At 69.5% G+C, this 19,957-nt stretch carries 20 protein-coding genes and 2 pseudogenes; 6 read left to right on the plus strand and 16 right to left on the minus strand.

Features of this window, described 5'->3' with window-relative positions:
* Positions 1–37: 37 nt before the first annotated feature.
* From ACFHW1_RS24140 to ACFHW1_RS24185, 10 genes are all read right to left on the minus strand, one after another.
* Positions 38–1,492 carry a hypothetical protein gene (locus ACFHW1_RS24140; protein ID WP_416557233.1) on the minus strand — a complete coding sequence of 485 codons (1,455 nt, stop codon included), beginning with the start codon at positions 1,490–1,492 and terminating at the stop codon, positions 38–40.
* On the minus strand, positions 1,489–2,733 hold the full coding sequence (locus tag ACFHW1_RS24145) for a glycosyltransferase family 4 protein (protein WP_416569184.1): 1,245 nt from the start codon (positions 2,731–2,733) through the stop codon (positions 1,489–1,491). The genes ACFHW1_RS24140 and ACFHW1_RS24145 overlap by 4 nt, the downstream gene beginning before the upstream one ends.
* Entirely contained in the window at positions 2,712–3,674 is a 963-nt protein-coding gene (locus ACFHW1_RS24150) for a glycosyltransferase family 2 protein (protein WP_416557231.1), read from the minus strand. Before ACFHW1_RS24150 ends, ACFHW1_RS24145 begins: the two co-directional genes overlap by 22 nt.
* Complete coding sequence (locus ACFHW1_RS24155; RefSeq protein ID WP_416569185.1) at positions 3,671–4,756, minus strand: O-antigen ligase family protein; 1,086 nt, start codon at positions 4,754–4,756, stop codon at positions 3,671–3,673. Before ACFHW1_RS24155 ends, ACFHW1_RS24150 begins: the two co-directional genes overlap by 4 nt.
* Before the next feature lie 188 nt (positions 4,757–4,944).
* Positions 4,945–6,078: a glycosyltransferase gene (locus tag ACFHW1_RS24160; protein WP_416591668.1), complete on the minus strand. Its 1,134-nt coding sequence runs from the start codon at positions 6,076–6,078 to the stop codon at positions 4,945–4,947.
* Positions 6,079–6,157: 79 nt separating this feature from the next.
* The gene (locus ACFHW1_RS24165; protein WP_416557228.1) at positions 6,158–7,501 is read right to left on the minus strand and encodes a glycosyltransferase family 2 protein; all 1,344 of its coding nucleotides are present in this window, start codon (positions 7,499–7,501) and stop codon (positions 6,158–6,160) included.
* The gene (locus tag ACFHW1_RS24170) at positions 7,498–8,340 is read right to left on the minus strand and encodes a class I SAM-dependent methyltransferase (RefSeq protein WP_416569188.1); all 843 of its coding nucleotides are present in this window, start codon (positions 8,338–8,340) and stop codon (positions 7,498–7,500) included. Before ACFHW1_RS24170 ends, ACFHW1_RS24165 begins: the two co-directional genes overlap by 4 nt.
* Before the next feature lie 11 nt (positions 8,341–8,351).
* A complete protein-coding gene (locus ACFHW1_RS24175; RefSeq protein WP_416557226.1) occupies positions 8,352–9,185 on the minus strand; it encodes a methyltransferase domain-containing protein in 834 nt (277 codons plus the stop codon).
* A complete protein-coding gene (locus ACFHW1_RS24180; RefSeq protein WP_416557225.1) occupies positions 9,182–10,786 on the minus strand; it encodes a lipopolysaccharide biosynthesis protein in 1,605 nt (534 codons plus the stop codon). Before ACFHW1_RS24180 ends, ACFHW1_RS24175 begins: the two co-directional genes overlap by 4 nt.
* Complete coding sequence (locus ACFHW1_RS24185) at positions 10,779–11,798, minus strand: sugar transferase (protein WP_416557224.1); 1,020 nt, start codon at positions 11,796–11,798, stop codon at positions 10,779–10,781. Before ACFHW1_RS24185 ends, ACFHW1_RS24180 begins: the two co-directional genes overlap by 8 nt.
* A 160-nt stretch (positions 11,799–11,958) precedes the next feature.
* On the opposite strand from ACFHW1_RS24185, the gene ACFHW1_RS24190 reads away from it, so the two are divergent.
* Positions 11,959–12,720: a Type 1 glutamine amidotransferase-like domain-containing protein gene (locus tag ACFHW1_RS24190; protein WP_416557223.1), complete on the plus strand. Its 762-nt coding sequence runs from the start codon at positions 11,959–11,961 to the stop codon at positions 12,718–12,720.
* Here ACFHW1_RS24190 and ACFHW1_RS24195 read toward each other — a convergent pair.
* A complete protein-coding gene (locus tag ACFHW1_RS24195) occupies positions 12,717–12,896 on the minus strand; it encodes a DUF6767 domain-containing protein (RefSeq protein WP_416557222.1) in 180 nt (59 codons plus the stop codon). The two genes, ACFHW1_RS24190 and ACFHW1_RS24195, sit on opposite strands and share 4 nt — an antisense overlap.
* 147 nt (positions 12,897–13,043) lie before the next feature.
* On the opposite strand from ACFHW1_RS24195, the gene ACFHW1_RS24200 reads away from it, so the two are divergent.
* The 5 genes and pseudogenes from ACFHW1_RS24200 to ACFHW1_RS24220 form a co-directional block, all read left to right on the plus strand.
* Positions 13,044–13,451: a hypothetical protein gene (locus tag ACFHW1_RS24200; protein WP_416557221.1), complete on the plus strand. Its 408-nt coding sequence runs from the start codon at positions 13,044–13,046 to the stop codon at positions 13,449–13,451.
* The gene (locus tag ACFHW1_RS24205; protein WP_416557220.1) at positions 13,448–14,035 is read left to right on the plus strand and encodes a DUF4232 domain-containing protein; all 588 of its coding nucleotides are present in this window, start codon (positions 13,448–13,450) and stop codon (positions 14,033–14,035) included. The genes ACFHW1_RS24200 and ACFHW1_RS24205 overlap by 4 nt, the downstream gene beginning before the upstream one ends.
* Positions 14,036–14,216: 181 nt before the next feature.
* A complete protein-coding gene (locus ACFHW1_RS24210; protein ID WP_416557219.1) occupies positions 14,217–14,735 on the plus strand; it encodes a hypothetical protein in 519 nt (172 codons plus the stop codon).
* Positions 14,735–14,794, plus strand: a pseudogene (locus ACFHW1_RS24215) (hypothetical protein); the annotation flags it as partial. The gene ACFHW1_RS24210 and the pseudogene ACFHW1_RS24215, both read left to right, overlap by 1 nt.
* A 40-nt stretch (positions 14,795–14,834) precedes the next feature.
* Positions 14,835–15,068, plus strand: a pseudogene (locus ACFHW1_RS24220) (hypothetical protein); the annotation flags it as partial.
* A gap of 60 nt (positions 15,069–15,128) precedes the next feature.
* On the opposite strand, the gene ACFHW1_RS24225 reads toward ACFHW1_RS24220, so the two are convergent.
* The 5 genes from ACFHW1_RS24225 to ACFHW1_RS24245 form a co-directional block, all read right to left on the minus strand.
* The gene (locus ACFHW1_RS24225) at positions 15,129–15,599 is read right to left on the minus strand and encodes a hemerythrin domain-containing protein (protein ID WP_416557218.1); all 471 of its coding nucleotides are present in this window, start codon (positions 15,597–15,599) and stop codon (positions 15,129–15,131) included.
* 781 nt (positions 15,600–16,380) lie between these two features.
* On the minus strand, positions 16,381–17,346 hold the full coding sequence (locus ACFHW1_RS24230) for a hypothetical protein (protein WP_416557217.1): 966 nt from the start codon (positions 17,344–17,346) through the stop codon (positions 16,381–16,383).
* A gap of 279 nt (positions 17,347–17,625) precedes the next feature.
* A complete protein-coding gene (locus ACFHW1_RS24235) occupies positions 17,626–18,183 on the minus strand; it encodes a hypothetical protein (RefSeq protein ID WP_416569191.1) in 558 nt (185 codons plus the stop codon).
* Complete coding sequence (locus ACFHW1_RS24240; RefSeq protein ID WP_416557215.1) at positions 18,180–18,950, minus strand: alpha/beta hydrolase; 771 nt, start codon at positions 18,948–18,950, stop codon at positions 18,180–18,182. The genes ACFHW1_RS24235 and ACFHW1_RS24240 overlap by 4 nt, the downstream gene beginning before the upstream one ends.
* Positions 18,951–18,993: 43 nt before the next feature.
* Complete coding sequence (locus ACFHW1_RS24245; protein WP_416616141.1) at positions 18,994–19,935, minus strand: AraC family transcriptional regulator; 942 nt, start codon at positions 19,933–19,935, stop codon at positions 18,994–18,996.
* Positions 19,936–19,957: the final 22 nt, after the last annotated feature.

The raw sequence follows: 19,957 nt of genomic DNA on the forward strand, positions 1-19,957 counted from the left end.
CTGAAATAGGTTACTACTGACCAGCATCGAATGGCTGCTATTCGGCGCGAATCGCTGATTGTGTAACGCTGGTCAGTGCTGCGGACTGTGTTGATCGAGGAGCGGTCGCCGTCGGCGTGGCGGCAGCGGCCGGAGTCTCGGTGCCAGACGGTGGATCCGTCCGTCGGTGTCGACCGCCGTCGGAGCCCGGAGCCGCGAATCGGTCAGGGTGACCGGACAACCGGTGGGACAGCATGGTCGCGCCGTCGACGACGACGACACCGACGAACGGCACACCGAGGTGCCGCATCAGCATCGAGGCCTGCTTGGCGTCGGCCGTGTCGGTGTCACCTCGCCGGACCACCAGTACGACGGCGTCGACCTTTCTCGCGAGCGTGGCCGCCGTGGTTCCGGTCAGGATTGGCGGCGCGTGCAGCACCAGGTCGTCGTCCGTGCGGCCGATGGTCTCGTCGAGCTGCCCGCCGGTCGGCCACTGGCCCACCAGGTCCGCACCGACGACGGTCGGAACAGGGCCGATTGCCGGCCGGCCGAAGGTGCGTTCCATGAAGCTCAGTACGATGCGGTCGGCAGCCGGCTGCGGGTCACCTTGACCGGTGCTCTGAGCTTCGACGAGCGTCGCGTTGTCGCGGCCGTCGGCGATCCGAAGGGCCAGCAGGGCGGCCACCATGGCCTTCCCGTCGTCGTGTCGGGCGCTGGTGACCAAGATCCGCCGGCCGGGCAGCGAATCGACGAAGACGCTGAGGGCTGCGACCAGGGCGTCCGCCGCCACGGTCGCCGCACCGTGTCGCAGCATCCGGACATGTCGCGGCGCAAAGCGTCGCGGCAGCTGCGGGAAGACCGCCAGCACCGGCAGACCCAGCTGGGCGTCCACCGCCTGAACATCGCGTAGCCGATTGTCGAACCGGTTGCGGGCGGTCGTCAGGCCGAGGCCGACGAGTAGGCCGGCTATCGCACCGAGCGCGCTGTTCAGCGTGGGTTTCGGTAGGACCGGCCGGGCCGGCGCAGTGGCCCGGTCCAGCACCCGCGCATCGACCTGAACCTGCTCCGCGAGCGGGAAGTCAGCGAGCCGCCCGATCACCGCGGCTGCGGCTTCGTTTGCGATCGCGGCCGCCCGGTCGGCCGAGCGGGCGGCCGCCGCCACGGTGACGATCTGCATGCCGGGCTCGAACTGTCCGGTCACCTGCCCGACGACCTCGTCCGCCGGCAACCGCAAACTGTCGGCGGCCCTGGCCGCGACCTCGCGCGTCTCGGCCATCCGGGCGATCGTCGGCGCCAGACTCTGCGCGAGGGTGATCGACGCCGTCTCCTGGCCGGCAACTTCCCCGTCGCCCTTCGCACTGATCAGCAGCGAAGCCGACGCCTGATAGGTGGGCGGGGTCCACTGGGTGACCAACTGCGCGGCGAGCAGCCCGAGGCACAATCCGAAGACCGGAAGCCCGGCGAGCCGGGCGACGGCACGGACTGTCGGCAGGCCACGGGACCACCGGGTCATGGTTTCGCCTCCAACTGCTGTGCTGCGGCGGCGCGCGGCGCACGGTGCGGTTCCCCGCGATGTCGGGGCAGACCCGTCGCCGAGCGCCGGTCCCCGGCGCCGCGAAGCCCGTTCCACGCATCGCACATGGCGTCAGCGATGCTCTCCCAGCTGAACAACCGGTTGACTCGGGCCAGTCCGTTGGCGGACAGCCTGGCTGCGAGCTCCGAATCATCCCGGAGTCGGGAGAGACAGTTGGCAAGACCGACCCAGTCGCCAGCGGTGAAGGTCAGGCCGGCATCGCCGATCACGTGTGGTATCTCGCCGACGTCGCTGCCGACCACCGGTGTGCCACAGGCCATCGCCTCGACAAGTACCCGGCCGAACTGTTCGCGTAGCGGAATGCCCACCCACGGCAGGACGTTGCGCTGCACGACCTCGACGGAGGGCAGCGCCAGGGCATCCATCCGATTGAGGTGGCCGGGCAGGTCATGGTGATCTGCCCAGGAATGCAGCACGATTCGCCCTGGGCGGCGCCCGATCGCCCGCTCGACCAGGGGCCGGAGGGCACCTGCGCCGATGAACGCCACGTCACAGTCGACCGACTCGGCCGCGCGCAGCAGATCGGCGATACCCTTGTGGTGTTCGAGCCGACCGACGAATCCAACGGTGAAGCGACGGCCTGCGTCTCCGGTCGGTCCTGGCCGGAAGAGTTTCGGGTCGACGCCCAGGGGCACGACGGAAGCGTTGCCGGCGTATCCCTTAACTCGAAGGACGTAGAGCGCCGCCGGGGTGATCGGGAACATGTGATCGACCTGACGATAGGAGTACCGTTCAATGGTGGGGAAGGGCGCCGGAAACCCGATGACGATGTTCTGCGCGGCGTAGAGCGAGACCGGTACGCCCGGCCAGCGTCGCCGGCAGGAACGGATTACCTGCCAGGTCGACAGGTAGGCGGCCTCACCGATGATATGCACGACATCCGGTGGTTGCTCTACAACTCGGCTGACGTCAGTCCGGAAGAGGACCGATGCCATGTGCCCGGTCCGGCCTTCCCCCAACAGATGGGGAACGACGTGGTAACGGAACCTGGTGGACCTGCTTGACACCAGGTCGAGCTCGGTCCGGGTCAGCTCGGAAACATTGGCCGCGACAACCGTGACCGTGACATCAGGGCGATTCGCCAGGGCGGCGAATAATTCGATCCAGTGTTCCGTCCGTGCGCCGACGACGGTGACCATCACGTGCACTTTTTCCTCCACGATTTTTCCGGCCGGCTGGACAACGCGATCCGTGAGATCTCTGACCAGGCTCGAGCGCGGGCCGCTCCGGTTCGAGGTTGGATGGGCAACCGCATCCCGGCGATACCTATACCGAGCATCGCGCGCAGCAGTACCACGGCGCGGAGGGCCGCGAGCGTCGTGGGTCGGTGGAGCGCGAAGAAGCGCAGCATGCTCCGGTACAGGTGCGGCCAGGTGCGGGCAGGGTCGGCGCTGCTGCTGCCGCCGCCCACATGCATCGCCTCCGCGGACGGCAGGTACAGGACCGCGACATCGTTGCGCCATGCCTGAAGGCACAGCTCCTCGTCCTCGTAGTAGAGGAAGTAACCTTCGTCGAGGCCGCCGATTCGTCGCAGCAGGTGCACGCGCACTGCCATGCACGCGCCGGAGATCCAGTCGACGGAGACCGGGCCGCCCGTCTCCCGGCACGCGTCGTACGTCGCCCGGCGGGTTCGTCCGGACACCAGCCGGCGTAGCTGTACCGGTAGCAGACTGCCGCCGAACCGGGACGCGACGACCGTGGTCAATGACTCGAACGGGTGTGCACTGATGGCTATCTGCCCGTCCGGGCGGCGTATGCGTGGCCCTACGATCCCGGCATGAGGGTGGTCACGCAAAGCGGTGAGGAGGGCGTCTACCGTAGCGGAAGGGCATGCGCAGTCCGGGTTCACCAGCAGTACGACATCGGTCCGGACGGCCGTGACTGCCTGGTTGACGGCAGTCGCGAAACCGACGTTCACGATGTTCGTCTGCAGCGTCACCTCGGGAAACTCTGATCGTACGATCGTTGCTGTGGAGTCGCTGGAGGAATTGTCCACCACGATGACCGGTAGTCGGCTTCTCGCCAGTTCCGTCAGAGTGGCGCGAATATGATCTTGCGAGTTGTGCGTCACGATCACCGCGGTCGCGTTCGACTCGGTCATGTCCTCACCTCCTCGGGTACGGTCGGCTGTGGTGTATCGATCGAACCCGTGATCATCGTCAGAGCTGGCAGCAGGCCGAGTTCCCAGTGGCCCGCCGTCGGTCCGGCGAATGCTGCTCCGACAAGGAATCCACAGGTGAGCGCGGCGAACCCGAACGCTATGCCGTTACCGTACAGAAATCCGTTCCGTATTGTGCGGTAAAGCGGCCATAGCACGACGATGAGGCCAAGGATGCCGATGTTCGCCAGGACGGTCACGTAGAAGGCGTGGTAGACCGGGCCGACATCATCTCGGGTGAAGTCTGGTAGGTAGATGTCCCGCACCGACTGCCCCAGCCCGCCGCCGGTGAAAGGGCGCTCCGCGAAGACGTTCATTCCGACAGCGGACTCGGGGCCCCGGTAGCCCGACGACTCCTGCAGTTCAAGGGCCACCACGTCGACGTGGTTGGCAAGGCTCGACACCAGGGCCAAGAACACGACACCGGCGACGGCGACGGCGACCGTCGCTGCCATGCCACGACGTAGGGTCCGTCCGCCCCAGACCAGCATCACCGCGAGAGCGACTGCCGCGGCCAACCACAGCGCCCGGTACATCGACACGGCAACATCCGCCAGGAGTAACCCGGCGAGCAAGGCGAAGCCGGCCCGGCTCCAACCTTCGGCGAGCCCGGCCAGGACGATCAGCGGTGGTACGGCGAGTAGCGCGATCAAGCCACCTGTCTGGGTTGCAGTGGCCAGCGCTGTCAGTGTGAGTGCCACGGTCGGCACCAGGTAGAGAATGGCGGCTGCGCGCAGCCGTCTCAGGTCGCCCAGCGTCTGGGCCGCGATCCAGAAGTAGACCGGAATGACCGCGATCTGGTAGGCACCGACCAGGACGTCCCGGGGTGGGTTGCCGAGCGAGAGGCCGTACACCGCCGCCAGCAGCACCAACAGCGTGAGACCCAGCATCGGCAGGTCCGCAGTGGTACGCCGAAGCTTCTCCGCCCCGATCAGCACCCGGATCGCCAGTGCGATCCCCCCGGCACCCAGTAGGGCCGCGTGCATCGCGACGATCGTGGCGACGTCGCCGCCGCCGATGGTCACGCCGGCAATCGTGCCGCCGATGATGGCGACTGGGAGCACCGCCCACGGCCAGAGCACGAACGCCGCGCAGCAGACAGCCGAGGCTGCCAGGACGGTGCCGAGGGTGCCGGGTGAGACGGCCAGCGCCCCGACGACGGTCGCGGCGAACACCATCGGCAGCGGCGCGGTCCACAAGCCGTATGCCAGTCTCATAGTGGCGGTCCGGCCAGATCCGTGAGCAGAGTACGCAGCTGGGCGCCCCGCACCGCCCAGCTGTTGTCGACCGCGACGGACCGGCGTAGCGACACCTCGGCCGGAACGTCCGCTGTCTGCAACGCCTCCTCGACCGCCGCGCCGAACTGCTGCGGCCCCGCCGCCAGCCGGATCGGAGCGCCGATGCCACGCAGCGCCGGTAGCGGTGTGGCGACGACGGGTTTGCCCATCGCGAGATACTCGTAGCACTTCTTGGGATGCACGTAGTCGATCAGCCCGCCGACCCGGTAAGGGATGATTGTCACGTCACAGCCGCGCAGGATCCCGGGGACGTCCGCGAAGGGAACCGGACCGGTGAGAACGATGTTGGGCAGCCTGACGAGCGGACTCCGGCCGCCCCGGGTCGTCGGACCGGCGAGTACGAAGGTCCACTCTGGGTGCTCGGTGGCCAGATGCGCCACCAGGTCGGCGTCGAACGCCCGAGTGTCGACGGCACCGACGTAGCCCAGCACCGGCCGGGGCAGCCGGGCCAGCCACGAGGAGACCGGCCCGGCTGGATGGAACCGGTCCGGATCACAGCCGTTCGGTAGTACCACCACCGACCGGTGCCCGCTGGGTAGCCGCGCGGGCAGCGCCGACGACGAGGCCAACACCACATCGGCGGCGGCCAGCGCATTGCCCAGGGCCCGCCGTAGGTGCCATCGGTTCCACCGCCGGGTGAAGGTCCAGTCCAGATCTGTTGCGTCGTAGACGACAGCCAGCTCTCCCAAGCGCCCTGCGACCGTCGCGGCCAGGTCCTCGTCGATCCACAGCAACCGGTGGCCCGGCCGGTCGTCCAACCAGCGACGGATGAGTGACGCGCCGCACCGGCGGTTGACCAGGTTGGCCGGGGGCAGCTGTCGGCCGAGCGGTAGGAGGACGGGCACCTCGGCGCGCCACAGGTTGTGCTCCACCGGGGTGACCGACATTCGCCAACTCGGTAGCTGGCCGGGGGGATCCACGTAGAGCACCCGACGGTCGACCGCGATCTGCCGGGCCAACGCGTGCTGGCGGTGGGCTCCGCCACGCCATGGTGTGGCGCTGAACATCACCACCCACCCGCTGCCGGTGCCGACGGACTGTCGTGACACATCGGTGTCGCCGGCACCGTGTCGCCGCGGCCGTGGCATGGCAACGGACCGGGACGACGAGCGGACCGGGTGACCATGCCTAGACATGAGCTGGTTCCGCCGCTGCCGGAAGGGGCGACGAGAGACTGTGTACTTCATCCTCGCCGAGGTATCCGATCACCGCGGTCACGCGCTCGTCGGTCAGGTACAGCACCCGGGCGCCGGCCTGCCGGTCCAGCCAGCGACGTAGCCGGCCGGCGCCGACCTGCAGATTGACCCGATCGATCCAACCGACGTACCTGCCGAACGGCAGCGCCGACGGAAGGTCTGTGGTCCAGACGGACTGGTCCTGCGTCTGGACCGTCAACCGCCAGCGTGACCGCGCGGCGGGCTCCGCGCGCAGCAGCAAGACCCGCTTGTCCTGCCGCCGGCTCGCCTCCGTCACCAGGGCTGAGGTCACCCTGCCTGACGGAATGGAGCCGGCAGCTGCCACGGACCGCCCCGAGTCGACGATCACCCACCAGTCCCGGATGTCACCATCAGGCAGCGGACCGACGTCGCCGCGTAGCGCCGCTCGTAGATCGCTCAGTCCCAGCGGCACGGGCCGGCCAAAGAGCCGTTTCAGACCGTGATCGACGAGGCTCACCGCGCGGAAGACAGCCAGCTTGTATCGCGGCTCGGTCAGGGACAGATAGCCGACCAGGCTGCCGAGTAGATGGCGCTGCCGGATGGTTGGTCCGAGCCGACGGCACGAGGCGCCTCTACTGTGCGTCACCACCGCGTGTGGGATCATCCACAACTGGCGGCCGGCGTCCCGCAACGTGCGGGCGAGCACGGCGTCGTTCCAGTAAATCGGAAACCGTTCGTCGAAAATATGATCCGTCGGCAGCACCTGCCTCCTCAGCAGCATGCAGCTGCCGGAGGCCAGCAACCGGGGTCGGCTGAAGTCCTCCCCGCGCATCTGGAATTTGTGCAGCGCCTGCCGGAAGACCGGGAGCTTGCGGAGCGCGGTGACCAGAGCGATCGTGGCAGTGAAACTCGGCAGATTGACATAGTGCTGCTGGAAGGTCCCGTCCGGGTTCAGGTACAGCGGACTGACCCCGGCAGCCTCGGGGTGCTGTCGCAGATGCTCGACCATTGTGCTCAATGCGCCCGGGTGAAACCGGACATCGCTGTTGAGCAGCAGGATCAGCGCGCCTCGGGCCTGCCGGTAGGCCTGGTTGACGGCGGCGGCGAATCCGACGTTGTGCTCGTTGCGTAGCAGCCGTACCTGGGGATGGTCGGCCAGTAGCTCGGCCGACCCGTCGCACGAGCCGTTGTCGACGGCGACGATCTCGAGACTCAGGTCCCCGCGGATCCCAGTGGGCAGCGACTCGAGGCACGCCCGTGTCTCCTCCCGGGTGTTCCAGCTCACCAGCAGGATCGACAGGTCCACGCTGCTCATGAATCCTCCCTGCGCGCAAAGACCCGCAGCAGGTCGCCGAGGGTCGGGTGGCTGACTCGCAGCGATCGACAGGCCGCGAAGTCGGCGACCACCAGGTTGCGGGCCTGCCGCAGGCGGGCCGGAGCCCGCCAGTAGTAGCGGGAAAAGATCGTGTCCTGACCGACCACCCGGAAGCCGGACTCGGCCAGCAGCCGGGCGAGCGAGTGCGGCGTGAAGTGCCAACGGTGGTAGTCGGGGGCGATCGCCGGCCACCCGCTGCCAAGCCTGCGCGCAGCCGCCGAAGCGATGTTGGGCACCTCCAACGCCAGCCAGCCGTCCGGTCGCAGTGCAGCCCGGGCCGCCGCCAGGAACCGTCGCGGATCGGTCACGTGTTCGAGTACGTGGAAGGCGCACACCGCCTCGACCGGGGCTCCTGGCGCTTGATCCTCGAACCGGTCCGTGCGTACCGGCACACCCAGTTGCTCCCGGGCGAAGCTGGCGGCGGCGTCCGACACCTCGACGCCGCGGGCGTCGATGCCGGCGTCGCGGGCGGCCCGCAGAAAGTAGCCACCTGCCGACCCCGCCTCCAGCAGGGTCGCCGGGCGAACCCGTGACCGCAGCCAGCGGAGCCGCCGGGCGGACTCGTACCGTCGTTGTCCGGCGGACGCGAAATAGTCCTGGTATCCGTCGGTTTCGTAGTAGGCGCGGTCGTACAACTGCTCGGGTGGCGGCAACTCGCTGACCGTCCAGACGAACTGGCAGGTGTCGCAGCGCCGGAGCAGCCCGTCCGTGACGGGGCGACCGCCCGAGCCGTCGCCGCACAGCAGGCAGCCGGTCGCAACTTTCTCCGCAGATCTCATCGGTTCTCCTGTCACTCGCCGTCCGTCGCTTTCGCCACCAGACGGACCAGGTCGCCCTGTCGTGGATGGACCAGCCGCAGCGAGCGGGTCGCCGACCAGTCCGATGGCAGCAGCCGGTGGGCGTGCCGTAGCTGATACCGGAGCGGCATGTAGTAGCGGAACACCGTGGTGTCCTGCCGGAGCACCCGAAACCCGGCCATCGTCACCAGGTGCGCCAGCGAGCCGGGGGTGAAGTGCCAACGGTGGTACTCGGGTTGCAGCCCAGGCCATCGCTCGCCGAGCAGCCGGGCCGCCGCCGAGGCGATGTTGGGAACCTCGAGCACCAACGCACCCCCGGGACGCAGCGCCGCTCGTGCGGCACGCAGGAACTGCCAGGGATCCGTGACGTGTTCGAGTACGTGGAAGGCACAGACCGCGTCGATTCGGTCGGGCAGCGTCGCGGATTCGAAGCTGCCCTGCTCAACTGGCAGGTTGAGGCGGTCGCGGGCGTACCGCGTCGCCGCCGCGGAGACCTCGACGCCGTACACGTCGATGCCGCACCTCCGGGCAGCCTCCAGGAAGAACCCGCCCGCTGGTCCGACCTCGAGCAGGGACTGCGGCCGGATCGTGGAGCGCAGCCAGCGCAACCGCCGGCTGGCTTCGAACCGGCGCGGCCCCGGCAGGAAGTAGTCCTCGTAACCGCCGCCTTCGAAGTACGTGTCGTCGTAGAGGTCCGGTGTCGGATCGGCCGCGCCGATCGTCCAGGCGAAGCCGCAGGCCAGACACTGCCGCAGCCGTCCTCCAAGGATGGCTTCGTCGGTCGGTCCCGGACCGCAGACCAGGCAGGAGGCACGACGGGGACTCATCGGCTGCCAACTTCGTCGGTCAACGGTGCTCCGGTGCGAACGGCAATCTCCGTATCGACACACGGGTTCACCTGAGCCGCCGTGCGGTCCGCCGAATCTGCTGCGCGACCGTCGATCGTGGGGCGGAACCATCGCACGCCGGCCACCAGGAGCGTCGCGACCAGCAACGTGATACCGGTTCTGCAGCACACCGCGAGCGCAGCGCCCAGCCGTCCGTCGCCGTCCGGCAGGTGCGGCGACACGAGACCGCCGACGGCCGCCGCGACGACGGCGGCGGTGGTTGTCCAGCCGAGGATTCGCAGCACCGGCGTCAGCGGCCGAGCCGTGCTGCGGTGGAAGTGCCACAGAAAATAGCCCGACGAGAGCAGGATCGCAGCCGCGGTGGCGAGCGGTACGCCGACCGGGCCGTACAACCAGATGAGGGGGACCGTCGTACCAAGGTTGAGCAGGACCGACAGCATGACGTACCGGGTCTCGAGACCGGGGCGTCCCTCCGCCCGGGCCACGATCGTCGCCGCGCCGAGCACCAGGTTGACCGCGTACGCGGGAGCCAGTACCGCGAGGTTCGTCGCCGCCCAGGGCACCTGGTCGCCGATCCAGAGCCGGACCAGGGGGTCGGCGGCCACCACGACGGCAGCCGTGCACGGTGCCAGAAAGGCGGCCAGACGCCACGTCGTTCGCAGGTAGAACCGGTTGAGCCAACCAGGGTTGGCCACGCCCGCGACAGCGACCGGAAAAAGCGCGAGCAGCGCGAACCCCGGCGGTAGCCGGAGCAGGTTCAGCAGCCGGGCACCCAGGTCGAAGTGCCCTGCGGTGGCCGGGGTGAAGAAGCCACTCAGTACGAACCGATCGAGCTCCGTGTTGACCACCCCTGCGGCGCTCGTGGCCTGCACCCGGAGGCCGTAGCCGCGGACCACACGCAGATCCTCACGCCGGATGTCGGGCAGCCGCGGGGTGTAGGCCGGGCAGTACCGGCGGGCGGCCAGAATGGTCAGTCCGCCCCGCAGGCCGCTGGTCAGGGCGGTGACGGCGGCCAGGCCCACCAGCCCACCGCCGATCCGGAGCAGCCCGACCGTCAGCACGCCGCCCACCAGTGCGGCTCCGGCACCGATCCAGGCCGCCGTGCCGTGCCGCTGGGTGCCCTCCAGAACCGCGCGCCACGGCAGTTCGACGCCGCCGAGGAACAGTGACACCAGCAACCACAACATCGCCCGGCGTGCCTCACCGGCGAGCTCACCCAGCTGCAACAACCGACCGACCCAGGGCCAGGAGGCGGTCAGTAGGGCCGTTGCCAGTACGGCGAGGCACACCGCCCAGCCCAGCCCGAGGGCCAGCGTGGCACGTAGCCGCCGGGGCGACGAGTCGCCGTCGTCCCGCGCGACTTCACGTACCATGGCCGAGCCGAGGCCCAGGTCGATGATGGCCAGGACAGCGACGACTGCGCAGAGCAACACCCAGATACCGAACTCCTGGCTGCCGAGGTGCCGATACACCAGGGGCAGCGTCACCAACCCGACTGCGGTGACGATCAGTCGACCGCCCAGCAGACTGGCGGTGTTGCGGGCCACCCGGCGGCCGGTCCCGGTTGACAGGCTAACCACGGGGGAATCCCCGGCAGAGTTCCACGATGGTGAGCAGGAGCAGACCCAGGTCCAGCCGCAGCGACCGGCAGTGCAGGTACAGCAGGTCACACCGAAGCTTGTCCTCAGCCGTCGCTGCATAACCGCCGGTCAGCTGCGCGATGCCGGTCAGCCCTGGTCGGATGAGGTGACGCAGGTGGTAGTGCTGGAGCCGGCACAGCTCGCCGACGAACTCGGGCCGTTCGGGCCGCGGACCCACCAGGCTCATCTCCCCCCGGACGACGTTCCACAGCTGCGGGAGCTCGTCGAGGCGGGTACGCCGGAGCAACCGGCCGAGTCTGGTGATCCGGTCGTCGTCGGCAGTGGCCAACGTCGGCCCTGTGGCGGACTCCGCGTCGACGTGCATGGTCCGGAACTTGACCAGTCGGAAGAGCCGGCCACCGGCACCTACTCTGGTCTGCACGTACAGTGGAGGGCCGGTCACGGCCACCGCCGCGCCGACGAGTAGCAGCAGGGGAACGAGCAGCGGCGCCGCGAGTAAGATCAAGGCGAGGTCGAGTCCTCTTTTCGCCCACATGTCTGCCGTCGTCAGTGGACCGGAACGCAGCTGGAACCAGGGCAGCCCGCCGTGACGTCGTAGGCGGGCTGGCCGGAGAAGTCCGTACACCGGTCGGGCGAGGACGAGGATCGGCACCCGGTGGGCGCGACAGGCGGCGATCAGCCGTGCATCGGCGGCGTCCAGGGATTGCTTCAGCAGCAGCAGCTTCGGCTGGTATTGAGCGAGTACGGCTGGCAGTGCCTCCAGGTCTACCGGCCCGCGCAGGCGGAGCGCGACGTCGAACTCCTCGTCGAGCCGGTCCGCCGGGCTCTCGGGCCCGTCGTTCTCGAGGACCAGGACCCTTCCGCCCCGGCTCCCGTCCGGTTTGCTGGAGTGCCGACGGCCAGCTCCACCGTTCGGCAACCGGGGTGCGACACGCCGATCGGCGCCAGGCAGGACGGAAGCCGGCGCCGACGCGTCCGCGTGACTCGGCATGCGCGTGCTCCCAACCAGGTCTCGGCCGTTAACCCCTCAAATCGGATGGAAGTACAATATATCCTGCTCAGCTGTCTACAGGTCACATATAGCTTGAAAACGTGTAATAGATCTTGAGTCATTCGTTGGAAGGCGGCGGTGGTTCCTGCATGATGGGCAGATGCCCCCAGGTCGTCGCCAGATCTTCGCTGTCTCCGGCATCCTGCATCCGCCGCCGGGTGAACCGGCTCCGCGCCGCAGCGCGCTGCTCGACCACGCAATCTCGTTGACCGGTGTGCCGGTGGCGAAGGTCTGCCTGGTGCCGACCGCTACCGGTGACCAGCTAGACGTGATCGAGTCTTTCTACGCGGCGGTCGGCGACGCCAAGCAGGTGATCCCGTCCCACCTGCAGTTGTTTCCTCGACCGAACGTCGACGACGTCGGGGCGTTCCTGCGCGAGCAGCAGCTGATCTGGGTGACGGGCGGCAGCGTGGTGAATCTGCTCGCCGTGTGGCGGGCGCACCGGGTCGACGCCATCCTCCGCGAGTGCTGGGCGGCCGGTGTGGTGTTGGGCGGGGGGAGTGCTGGCAGTATCTGCTGGCACACCGGCGGGGTGACGGACTCTTTTTCTGAGCGGCTCGACCCGGTCACCGAGACGTTGGGGTTGTTGCCGTACAGCAACGGCGTACACCATGACCTGGCGGAACAGCCGCGCCGGAGGCGGTACCTGGAGTGCGTCGCGTCGGGCGACCTGCCGGCCGGGTACGCCACCGACGACGGGGTCGGCCTGCACTACATCGGCACTGAACTGGTCGAGGCGGTCAGCAGCCTGCCCGGTGCCGGGGCGTACCGGGTAGAACCGGATGTACGGGGCGGGGCAGCGGTGGAGCGTCCGATCCCAACCCGCCCGATTGGCGCTGGCCTAGCGGACGTGATCCGCTAGGCCGCGACCCGGCGGTTCTCGTGCAGCCCAGCGCGGAGTTCGTCGTCGCTCATCACCAGGTAGACGAGGCCGCAGTCGGCCGGACCGGTGGCGCCGGGCAGGCACAGCGTGCAGGGCTCGCTTGGCCGGATCGGGCATTTCGCCTCGGGGCGTCGGTGGTGCGCTCGCGCGGTCATACCCTCACGGTCCCGGGTCGACGCGGTCGGCGGCAGGGCCGGACGGCACCCGGCGGGCCGGTCCTCAGGCCTGGGACGGGGCACCACGGTAGGTGCCCGGCTGTACTACTGTGCCGACGGCGGCGCGCGGCGGAAGAGATGGGTGGCATGGGATTCGGAGTGAGCTGGTCGCTGCGCGACCACGACGGCGTGCTGCTGGCTGATTTGGCGGTGACCGACGGCGACTTTCCCTGGCTGTACGCCACCCTCCGGCCGACCGAGTCGTTCGCGCCGCTGCGGCCGATCTTCGACGCGGAGCTGCGGGCGATGCGGGTGGTCGAGGACGGTCCGGACGACGGCGCCTGGGAACGGGCGTACCAGCAGGTTCGGGCTGCGGTCGTGCTGATCGACTCGGACGGGGCGGCGGTGTCGGAGTTCCTGCTGCACGTCGAGGGCGACGAGGCCCGGTGGCGGTGGAGCGACGAACCGTTCGACGAGGACGACAAGGACGAGAAGGACGGCGGCAGCGACGGCGGCGGCGAGCCTGTCTCCGGGAACCAGACGGGCGACCGGTGATTCGCCGACGGGCCGGTGCGCTACTGCTGACGGCGGTGCTGCTCGCCGGCTGTGCCGGTCAGCTGCCGCAACCAGGTCCGCAGCCACCGGACAACGATCTGGCACCCGTCCCCACGCCGACGCCGGTGCCGTCGGCGGATCCGTCACCTGACTGCCCGGACTCCGGAGCGCTGCTCAGTCTGGGTGAGGTGGACGCCGCGATGGGTCTGCGGGCGATGCCGATTCGGCTGGTCAACTGTGCCGAGGAACCGGTGCACCTCGACGGCTTTCCGGAGCTCACGGTCCTCGACGAGCAACTGCAGCCGCTGGCGGTCGAGGTGATCGAGGGTGCCGAGGTGATCGCCCGGATCGACACCGTGGCCGGCAGCCCCGTACCGATCACGGTGCAGCCCGGTCAGCGGGCCGGCGCGGTCCTGGTCTGGCGCAACACAGTGGACGATGTTCGGGTCTCGCCGACGCACGGCAGCTTCCTGGCCGTGGCGCCGGCTGCGGGCGTACCGGCGCAGGTGCTGGAGCCCGACGGCGGCCTCGACATCGGCACCACCGGCCGGATCGCGGTCAGTCCGTGGGCCCCGGCCGACTGATCGCCGCCTGCAGGTCAGCGCGGCCACCGATCATTTGAGCGACTGCTCAAGACTCGTGCCAACCTCTCAGTTGAGCATTCGCTCAAACCAGGGAGGTCAGGCGTGCTGTACATCGAGGCGCTGATCCAGGCCCCGGTTGACCAGGTGTGGCGTACACCCAGGACCCGGCCCGGCACGCCCGGTGGGACCTGCGCTTCACCCGGATCGAGCCGTACGGGTCGCAGGGACGGTTCCGGTACGCCACCCGCTGCTGCCCGGCCTGACCGTCGCCGGCACCGGACAGTCCACCGGCGAGCGCCGCCGACCCGACGGCTCCGCTGCCTCCGCGTTGCGGTTCACCTGCGACCACAAGCTGTCGCTGATCCGGTCCGGCCACGGCTTCTGGCGCTACCAGCCGACCCTCAACGGCGTCCGGTTCCGGACCGGCTACGACTACACGCCCGGGTGGGGTCGCCTCGGCCCGCTCGCCGACCGGGCCTTCCGCCCGGTCTCAGGCAAAGCCACCGCATGGTCGTTCGACCGGCTGCGACTGTGGCTGGAGCAGGGCGTACCGCCGGAGCGCGGTCGTGACCGGGCACTCGCCGAGGTCGCCGTCCGGCTCACCCTGGTGGTCGCCGCCGCCGCACTTGATCACCGGCTGGCGCTGCTGGCCGTACCACTGGTCGCGAGCAGTCCATCGGCTGCGTCGGCACCGGGGTGATGGACCGGTTCTGGCGCGGCCCGCCGGTCACCGGGCCGTTGCTGCACCTCGGCGCGACCCGCCACATCCTCTTTCCCGAGCAGGGCACCGACGTTCCGTTCGCAGACCGACGAGCGGCTCGCTCCGGCTGCGGCGGCCGCGCTGCGGCTGTGGACCGACGAGATCGAGCTGGTGCTCCGCCGGGTGCTGGCCGGATCGCCGTTGGCCGCGTTGGAACAGATGGCGGTGCTGGTCGACGTCGTCGACGACCTGAAGCCGGTCGCCCGCCGGGCATTGCAGGGCAGGCTCGCCCGCCGCAGCCGGGGTCGGGCCACGCCGGGCAGCCGGAGCTGACGCGCGGTGGGCTCCGGCGGACGGGCGGGCCAGACGCGCAGCGGCGCCCGGCCGGCCGGGTTACAGCGGCCCCAGCACGCTGCCCGGATCCGCGTCCAGCGCCAGCGTCTCCAGCACCGTCAGCAGTTGGCGTTCCTCGTACCTGAAGTGGGACTCCATGATCGCGGCCAGGCCATCCAGGTGCCGGTCCAGCTCGGCGGGCGGCGCGGCTCGCGCCACGGCGGCCTGCAGCCCGGTCAGCAGGTACGCGATCATCGAATGGTCCTGCCGCAGGTTGCGTAGCGTGTCGTGCAGCTCGGGATGCTGTGCGGCGATGGCCGGGAACAGTCGACCGTCCTCGCCCTCGTGGTGGGCAGTCAGAGCGGCGCAGAATCCGTGACAGAACAGCAGCAAATCCCGGGTCGCAGGCTCCGCCGGCCGGCCGGCGGCCAACGCCTCTCGGGTGTAGGTCAGCGCCTCGCGGAGCCGGTTGTGCACACCGCGCAGTTCGCGGCTCCAGGCCACCAGCCTGGCTTCGTCGCCCTCACTCACTTGTGGAGGGCAAGGAAACGGCGCTTGTCATCGTCGTGCTCCCTTCGGTCCGGCACCTCCATGCCTGACACGGACTGCCACCGGCACGCGACGCTACGGCGAGGTTATCAGATGTCGCCCGGACCGACCGGCCTGTCCGGACCGGCCAGCCTTGTGGACAGAGGACTGTGACCGGGTTGTCGCCGTATTTACGATGGCAAACTTGGCGGGCGGTGATAAGGTTACTGTACGGCGACTCACGGGGAGACAGATCATGATTGACCTTGAGCCACGTGCATTCATTGCCCGATGCATTCATTGCCCGACGACCCGGCCCAGCGATTCGACGCTGTCTCGCCTGGCGATCGACGGCCGTGCCGGCCGGATCGCGCTGTCGTAGCCTCGGTCAGCGGTAACTGACCTATCGGTGGCCGGAAAGCCGGCCACGAGGAATCAGCGGTTCGTCGCGTTGCGCGACGTTCCTGGTGTCCACGCTCGCCGCCCGGCCCAGCCGGTCTGCGGTGCAGTCCACCTGTGTGCAGCCCCCGGCCAGCGTCACACCCTGGTCGGGTCCGACCGCCTAGCGTCGGCTAGCCGGCACTTGCCGGGCCGATGCCGGGCAACCGTTGTCGACCAACCACTACCTTGTCCCGTCTGATCGGCGCGATTCCCGGCACCGGCCGGGGAGACGCAGTCGATCGCTGTCTGCCAATGGCAGTTTCACCGGATTCTGCCTGTCGACGTCAGCGGAGGTGATGCGTGATGGAGACCGACTGACCCGTGCCAACGTTCCGATCCTGCGTCACGGCTGTAGTGCCGGAAACCACTGGATGCCGTACGCGAGATACAGTTCCGGATCGTCGAATTCCGTGTAGACCTCGCCGACCGCGTCCGGCTGCAGCAGTTCGCTGCCGGGCTGCGGTGTGTCCAGTAACCGAACGGGCTCCCCGGTCACCCGCCGCACCCACTTGGGCAACCGGACCGGGTCGAATCTCACTCGCAGCTCGAACCGTCGGCACCGTCGGGTGGCCGTCAGCACGTAGTGCGGTGAGGCGATTTGGCTCGGACCCAGTCGAGTGACCACACTGAAGTCGCATGATTCACCGGCGGCGAGTGGCCGGGGCAGGCCGACGACCAACTGCGACCGCTGCGGCAGCGGTCGTTCGTGTCTGATCAGCCGCCCACCCCAGTGCACATCTGCCCGGATGTCGAGCCCGTCGCTGCCCGGCGGGCAGGGCAGCGACATGCCGAGCATGATCTCGTCGACGCCGTCCCGGTCGGCGACGATCCGCCGTTCCTCGTACGCCTCCATCGTCGGGGTGTCCAGCCGGACCAGCACCCGCAGCCCGGCGACGTGCCAACCGGCTCCGACCGGGCTGGAGCTGCGCCGGCCCAGCTCCTGGCCGATCGCCTCGGCCAGCAGCACTTCCGCTTCGTTGATCCGACGCAGCGCGGTCCGGTCCTCGCGACCCAGCCGCCGGGCAAGCCAGGCGACCCGGCCACGGAAGTGCGCGTCCTGCGCCTGCGGGTGCAGCCCCAGCGCGACCCGCGCCGCCAGCGCCATGTCGTCCGGTAGGCGTCGGACCTGGCTGTTCAGCTCGGCTATCACCCGCTCGCGCAAATCGGCGGGCTCGTCGTCGCGGTTCACCGCACTGTTGCCGCAGAGCGTACGCAGGCGGTCGCCGAGCCGACCGGACAGATCGGGCGCCGACACGCCGCGACCGGCCCGCAGGGTGCGCAGCTCCGACTTGACCTCCACAGCGGACACGGATGTCACCGTCCTTCCTGAGCGAGTCACCTTGTCCTCGCCGTGACATCAGCACCAGATTCTGTCACGCGATGCGCCTTTTTCGGACGTTCACGGTGGCCGAGACTGTTCACAGCGAGATCCGACGTGGTCCGCTCCTGCGCGGGAGGGCGTGAGCCACCGTGCCTCCGTGTCCCGATCTGTGGGTGCCGGGACCGGTTCGCGTGCTCAGCGCGTGGACAACGGGGATGGCTCCGGCACCCGCAGCGGGATGATCCGCCGGCCGGCCCAGCCGGGCGGTCAACCACCGGTGGGCGGCTCGCCGTCAGCCGGGTCGAACAGGGACGACGGAGGCCCGGCTGCGGTCACCGGGCCGGGCCGGTGATCGGGCGGCGCCAACGGCCGCGCCGGCTGCCGGCTGAACAACCGTACGCCCGGTCGCTCCGCGGCTCGGGCGGTGACCGGCACGGTGACCATGCGCACCGGCTCGGGCGGGGCGGTGAAGCCACGGCTGCCCCATCGGACCCAGATCGCCACTCGACCGGCTGCGGCCTCGGCGAGCAGTTTCTCGACCGTACGGCGTCGGTCGGTGTGGTCCACCTCGACCACCAGCGGCGGCGCGTCGGGCCGGGCACAGGCCACGTCGACGACCGAGTGCCGGCCGTGCATCGGCGGCGGCAGCGGCAGTACGCTGGCTGCCCGCCGGTACACCCGCCAGCCCTGCTCGGTACCCCACCGCACCACGGCGTCGATGATCGTCCTGGTGACCTGTTCGGTGCCGAGATCGGTGAAGGTCAGCGTGGTCAACTGATCGCCCAGCCCGGCGGCCATTCGCGCCGCGTCGGTTCCATCGGTCACAGCGGCAGCCAGGCGAGTACGTCCCGGATCTTGGCGTCCCAGTAGCTCCACACATGGTCACCGGATTCGAAGTGGACGGTGAGCGAGACACCCCGCGCCACGCAGGCGTCGCGGAACCGGACGTTGTCCGGGTACAGCACGTCCTCGGTGCCGCAGCACAGCCAGAGCTGCGGCACCGCCGCCGGGTCGGCCCGGTCGAGCACCGCGAGCAGGTCGTCGTCGCTGCCGGCGATGTCCTGCTCGCCGAAGACCCGCCGCATCAGTGGGTCGGTGGTGGACACCGACGGTCCGTGCTGGCGGGCGGCCACGTCGAGTACGCCGGACAGGCTGGCCGCCGCCGCGAACCGGTGCGGCTGGCGCAGCGCCCAGCGCAACGCCCCGTACCCGCCCATCGACAGGCCCGCGACGAAGGTGTCCTCCCGCCGTCGGGAAACCCGGAAGAACGAGTCGACCACGGCCGGCAGTTCGGTGGACAGGAAGGTCCAGAACGGTGCTCCGTGCACCTCGTCGGCGTACATACTGCGATGCACCTGGGGCATCACCACGGCCAGGCCGCGTTCCTCGGCGTACCGCTCGATGGAGCTGTACCGGGTCCACGCGGTGGCATCGTCGGTAAGCCCGTGCAAGAGATAGAGCACCGGGGAATCGGCGTCGCCGGCCCGCGCGGGAGCGCCGATCCGGGTCCTGGTGTGCTGGGGTAGCAGGACGGTCATCGAGGTGGCCTGCTCCAGCACGTCGGAGTAGAAGTCGACCCGCAGGTGTGCCATCCACCTAGTGTGCCGGTTCACCGGTCCGCGACCTCGCGTCGGGTCAGTCGTTCCCGGCGCCGAGCCGTTCCCGACGGACCTGGCCCGGCGCAACCCCGTACGCCCTTTTGAAGGCCCGGCAGAACGCCGCCTCCGAGTGGTAGCCGAACCGGCGGGCGACCACCGGCAGCGTGTCGGCGGAGCGCCGCAGGTGGTCGTGGGCCAGCTGCAGCCGCCAGGTCGCCAGGTAGCGGATCACCGGTTCACCGACCAGTTCGGTGAACCGGGCGGCGAACGCCGACCGGGACATGCCCGCCTGCTGGGCCAGGGTGCCGACCGTCCAGTCCTGCCCGGGCTCGCGGTGCAGCGCGGTCAGCGCCCGGCCGATTTGGTCGTCGCGGAGCGCGGCCAGCCAACCCTGGCGCGCCTCCGCAGCGGCGTCCAACCAGGACCGGATCGCCTGGATCACCAGTATGTCGGCCAGCCGGGTCAGCATCGTCTCACCCCCCGGCTGCAGCGCCTGTGCCTCCCGGGCGACCAGCCGCAACGTGCTGTGCAGCCACCCCGACTCGTCGTCGTCGAACCGGTCGAGATGCAGCACGGGCGGTAGCTGAGCGATCAACCGCCGGGCGGCGACGTGGTCCGGGCGCAGCACCGCGTACGTCACCTGGGTGAGCTCGCCGCCGCCCCCGTGTCGCATGATCTCGTAGCGCTCGCTGAGCTGCTGCACCGGAATGTCGAACAACGGCCGCGTCGATGCGTCCGGGGCGCTGCGGAACCGGTGCGGGACACCGTCCGGAATCAGCGTCAGACTGCCCGGCCCGATCAGGTACGGCTCGGCATCGCCCACCTCCAGCCAGCACCGGCCGGCGGTGACCACCTGCAACGTCATGCAGCCCGGCAGAGCCGGCACGTCGATGCCCCACGGGGCGGTCAGCTCGGCCCGGCAGTAGAGGGTGCCGGTCAGCCGGAACATGTGCAGGGTCTCGCCGAGCGGGTCGCTCATCGCCGGGATCGCGCAGCTGGGT

The sequence above is a fragment of the Micromonospora sp. LOL_014 genome, assembly GCF_048060245.1.
Lineage (GTDB): Bacteria > Actinomycetota > Actinomycetes > Mycobacteriales > Micromonosporaceae > Micromonospora_E.

Coding starts and splice junctions, on each gene's coding strand:
- ACFHW1_RS24185 (WP_416557224.1), bottom strand. CDS start 11,798: ATGCCGAGTCACGCGGACGCGTCGGCGCCGGCTTCCGTCCTGCCTGGC.
- ACFHW1_RS24190 (WP_416557223.1), top strand. CDS start 11,959: ATGCCCCCAGGTCGTCGCCAGATCTTCGCTGTCTCCGGCATCCTGCAT.
- ACFHW1_RS24195 (WP_416557222.1), bottom strand. CDS start 12,896: ATGACCGCGCGAGCGCACCACCGACGCCCCGAGGCGAAATGCCCGATC.
- ACFHW1_RS24170 (WP_416569188.1), bottom strand. CDS start 8,340: ATGAGATCTGCGGAGAAAGTTGCGACCGGCTGCCTGCTGTGCGGCGAC.
- ACFHW1_RS24240 (WP_416557215.1), bottom strand. CDS start 18,950: ATGGCACACCTGCGGGTCGACTTCTACTCCGACGTGCTGGAGCAGGCC.
- ACFHW1_RS24200 (WP_416557221.1), top strand. CDS start 13,044: ATGGGATTCGGAGTGAGCTGGTCGCTGCGCGACCACGACGGCGTGCTG.
- ACFHW1_RS24245 (WP_416616141.1), bottom strand. CDS start 19,935: ATGAGCGACCCGCTCGGCGAGACCCTGCACATGTTCCGGCTGACCGGC.
- ACFHW1_RS24165 (WP_416557228.1), bottom strand. CDS start 7,501: ATGAGCAGCGTGGACCTGTCGATCCTGCTGGTGAGCTGGAACACCCGG.
- ACFHW1_RS24175 (WP_416557226.1), bottom strand. CDS start 9,185: ATGAGTCCCCGTCGTGCCTCCTGCCTGGTCTGCGGTCCGGGACCGACC.
- ACFHW1_RS24140 (WP_416557233.1), bottom strand. CDS start 1,492: ATGACCCGGTGGTCCCGTGGCCTGCCGACAGTCCGTGCCGTCGCCCGG.
- ACFHW1_RS24150 (WP_416557231.1), bottom strand. CDS start 3,674: ATGACCGAGTCGAACGCGACCGCGGTGATCGTGACGCACAACTCGCAA.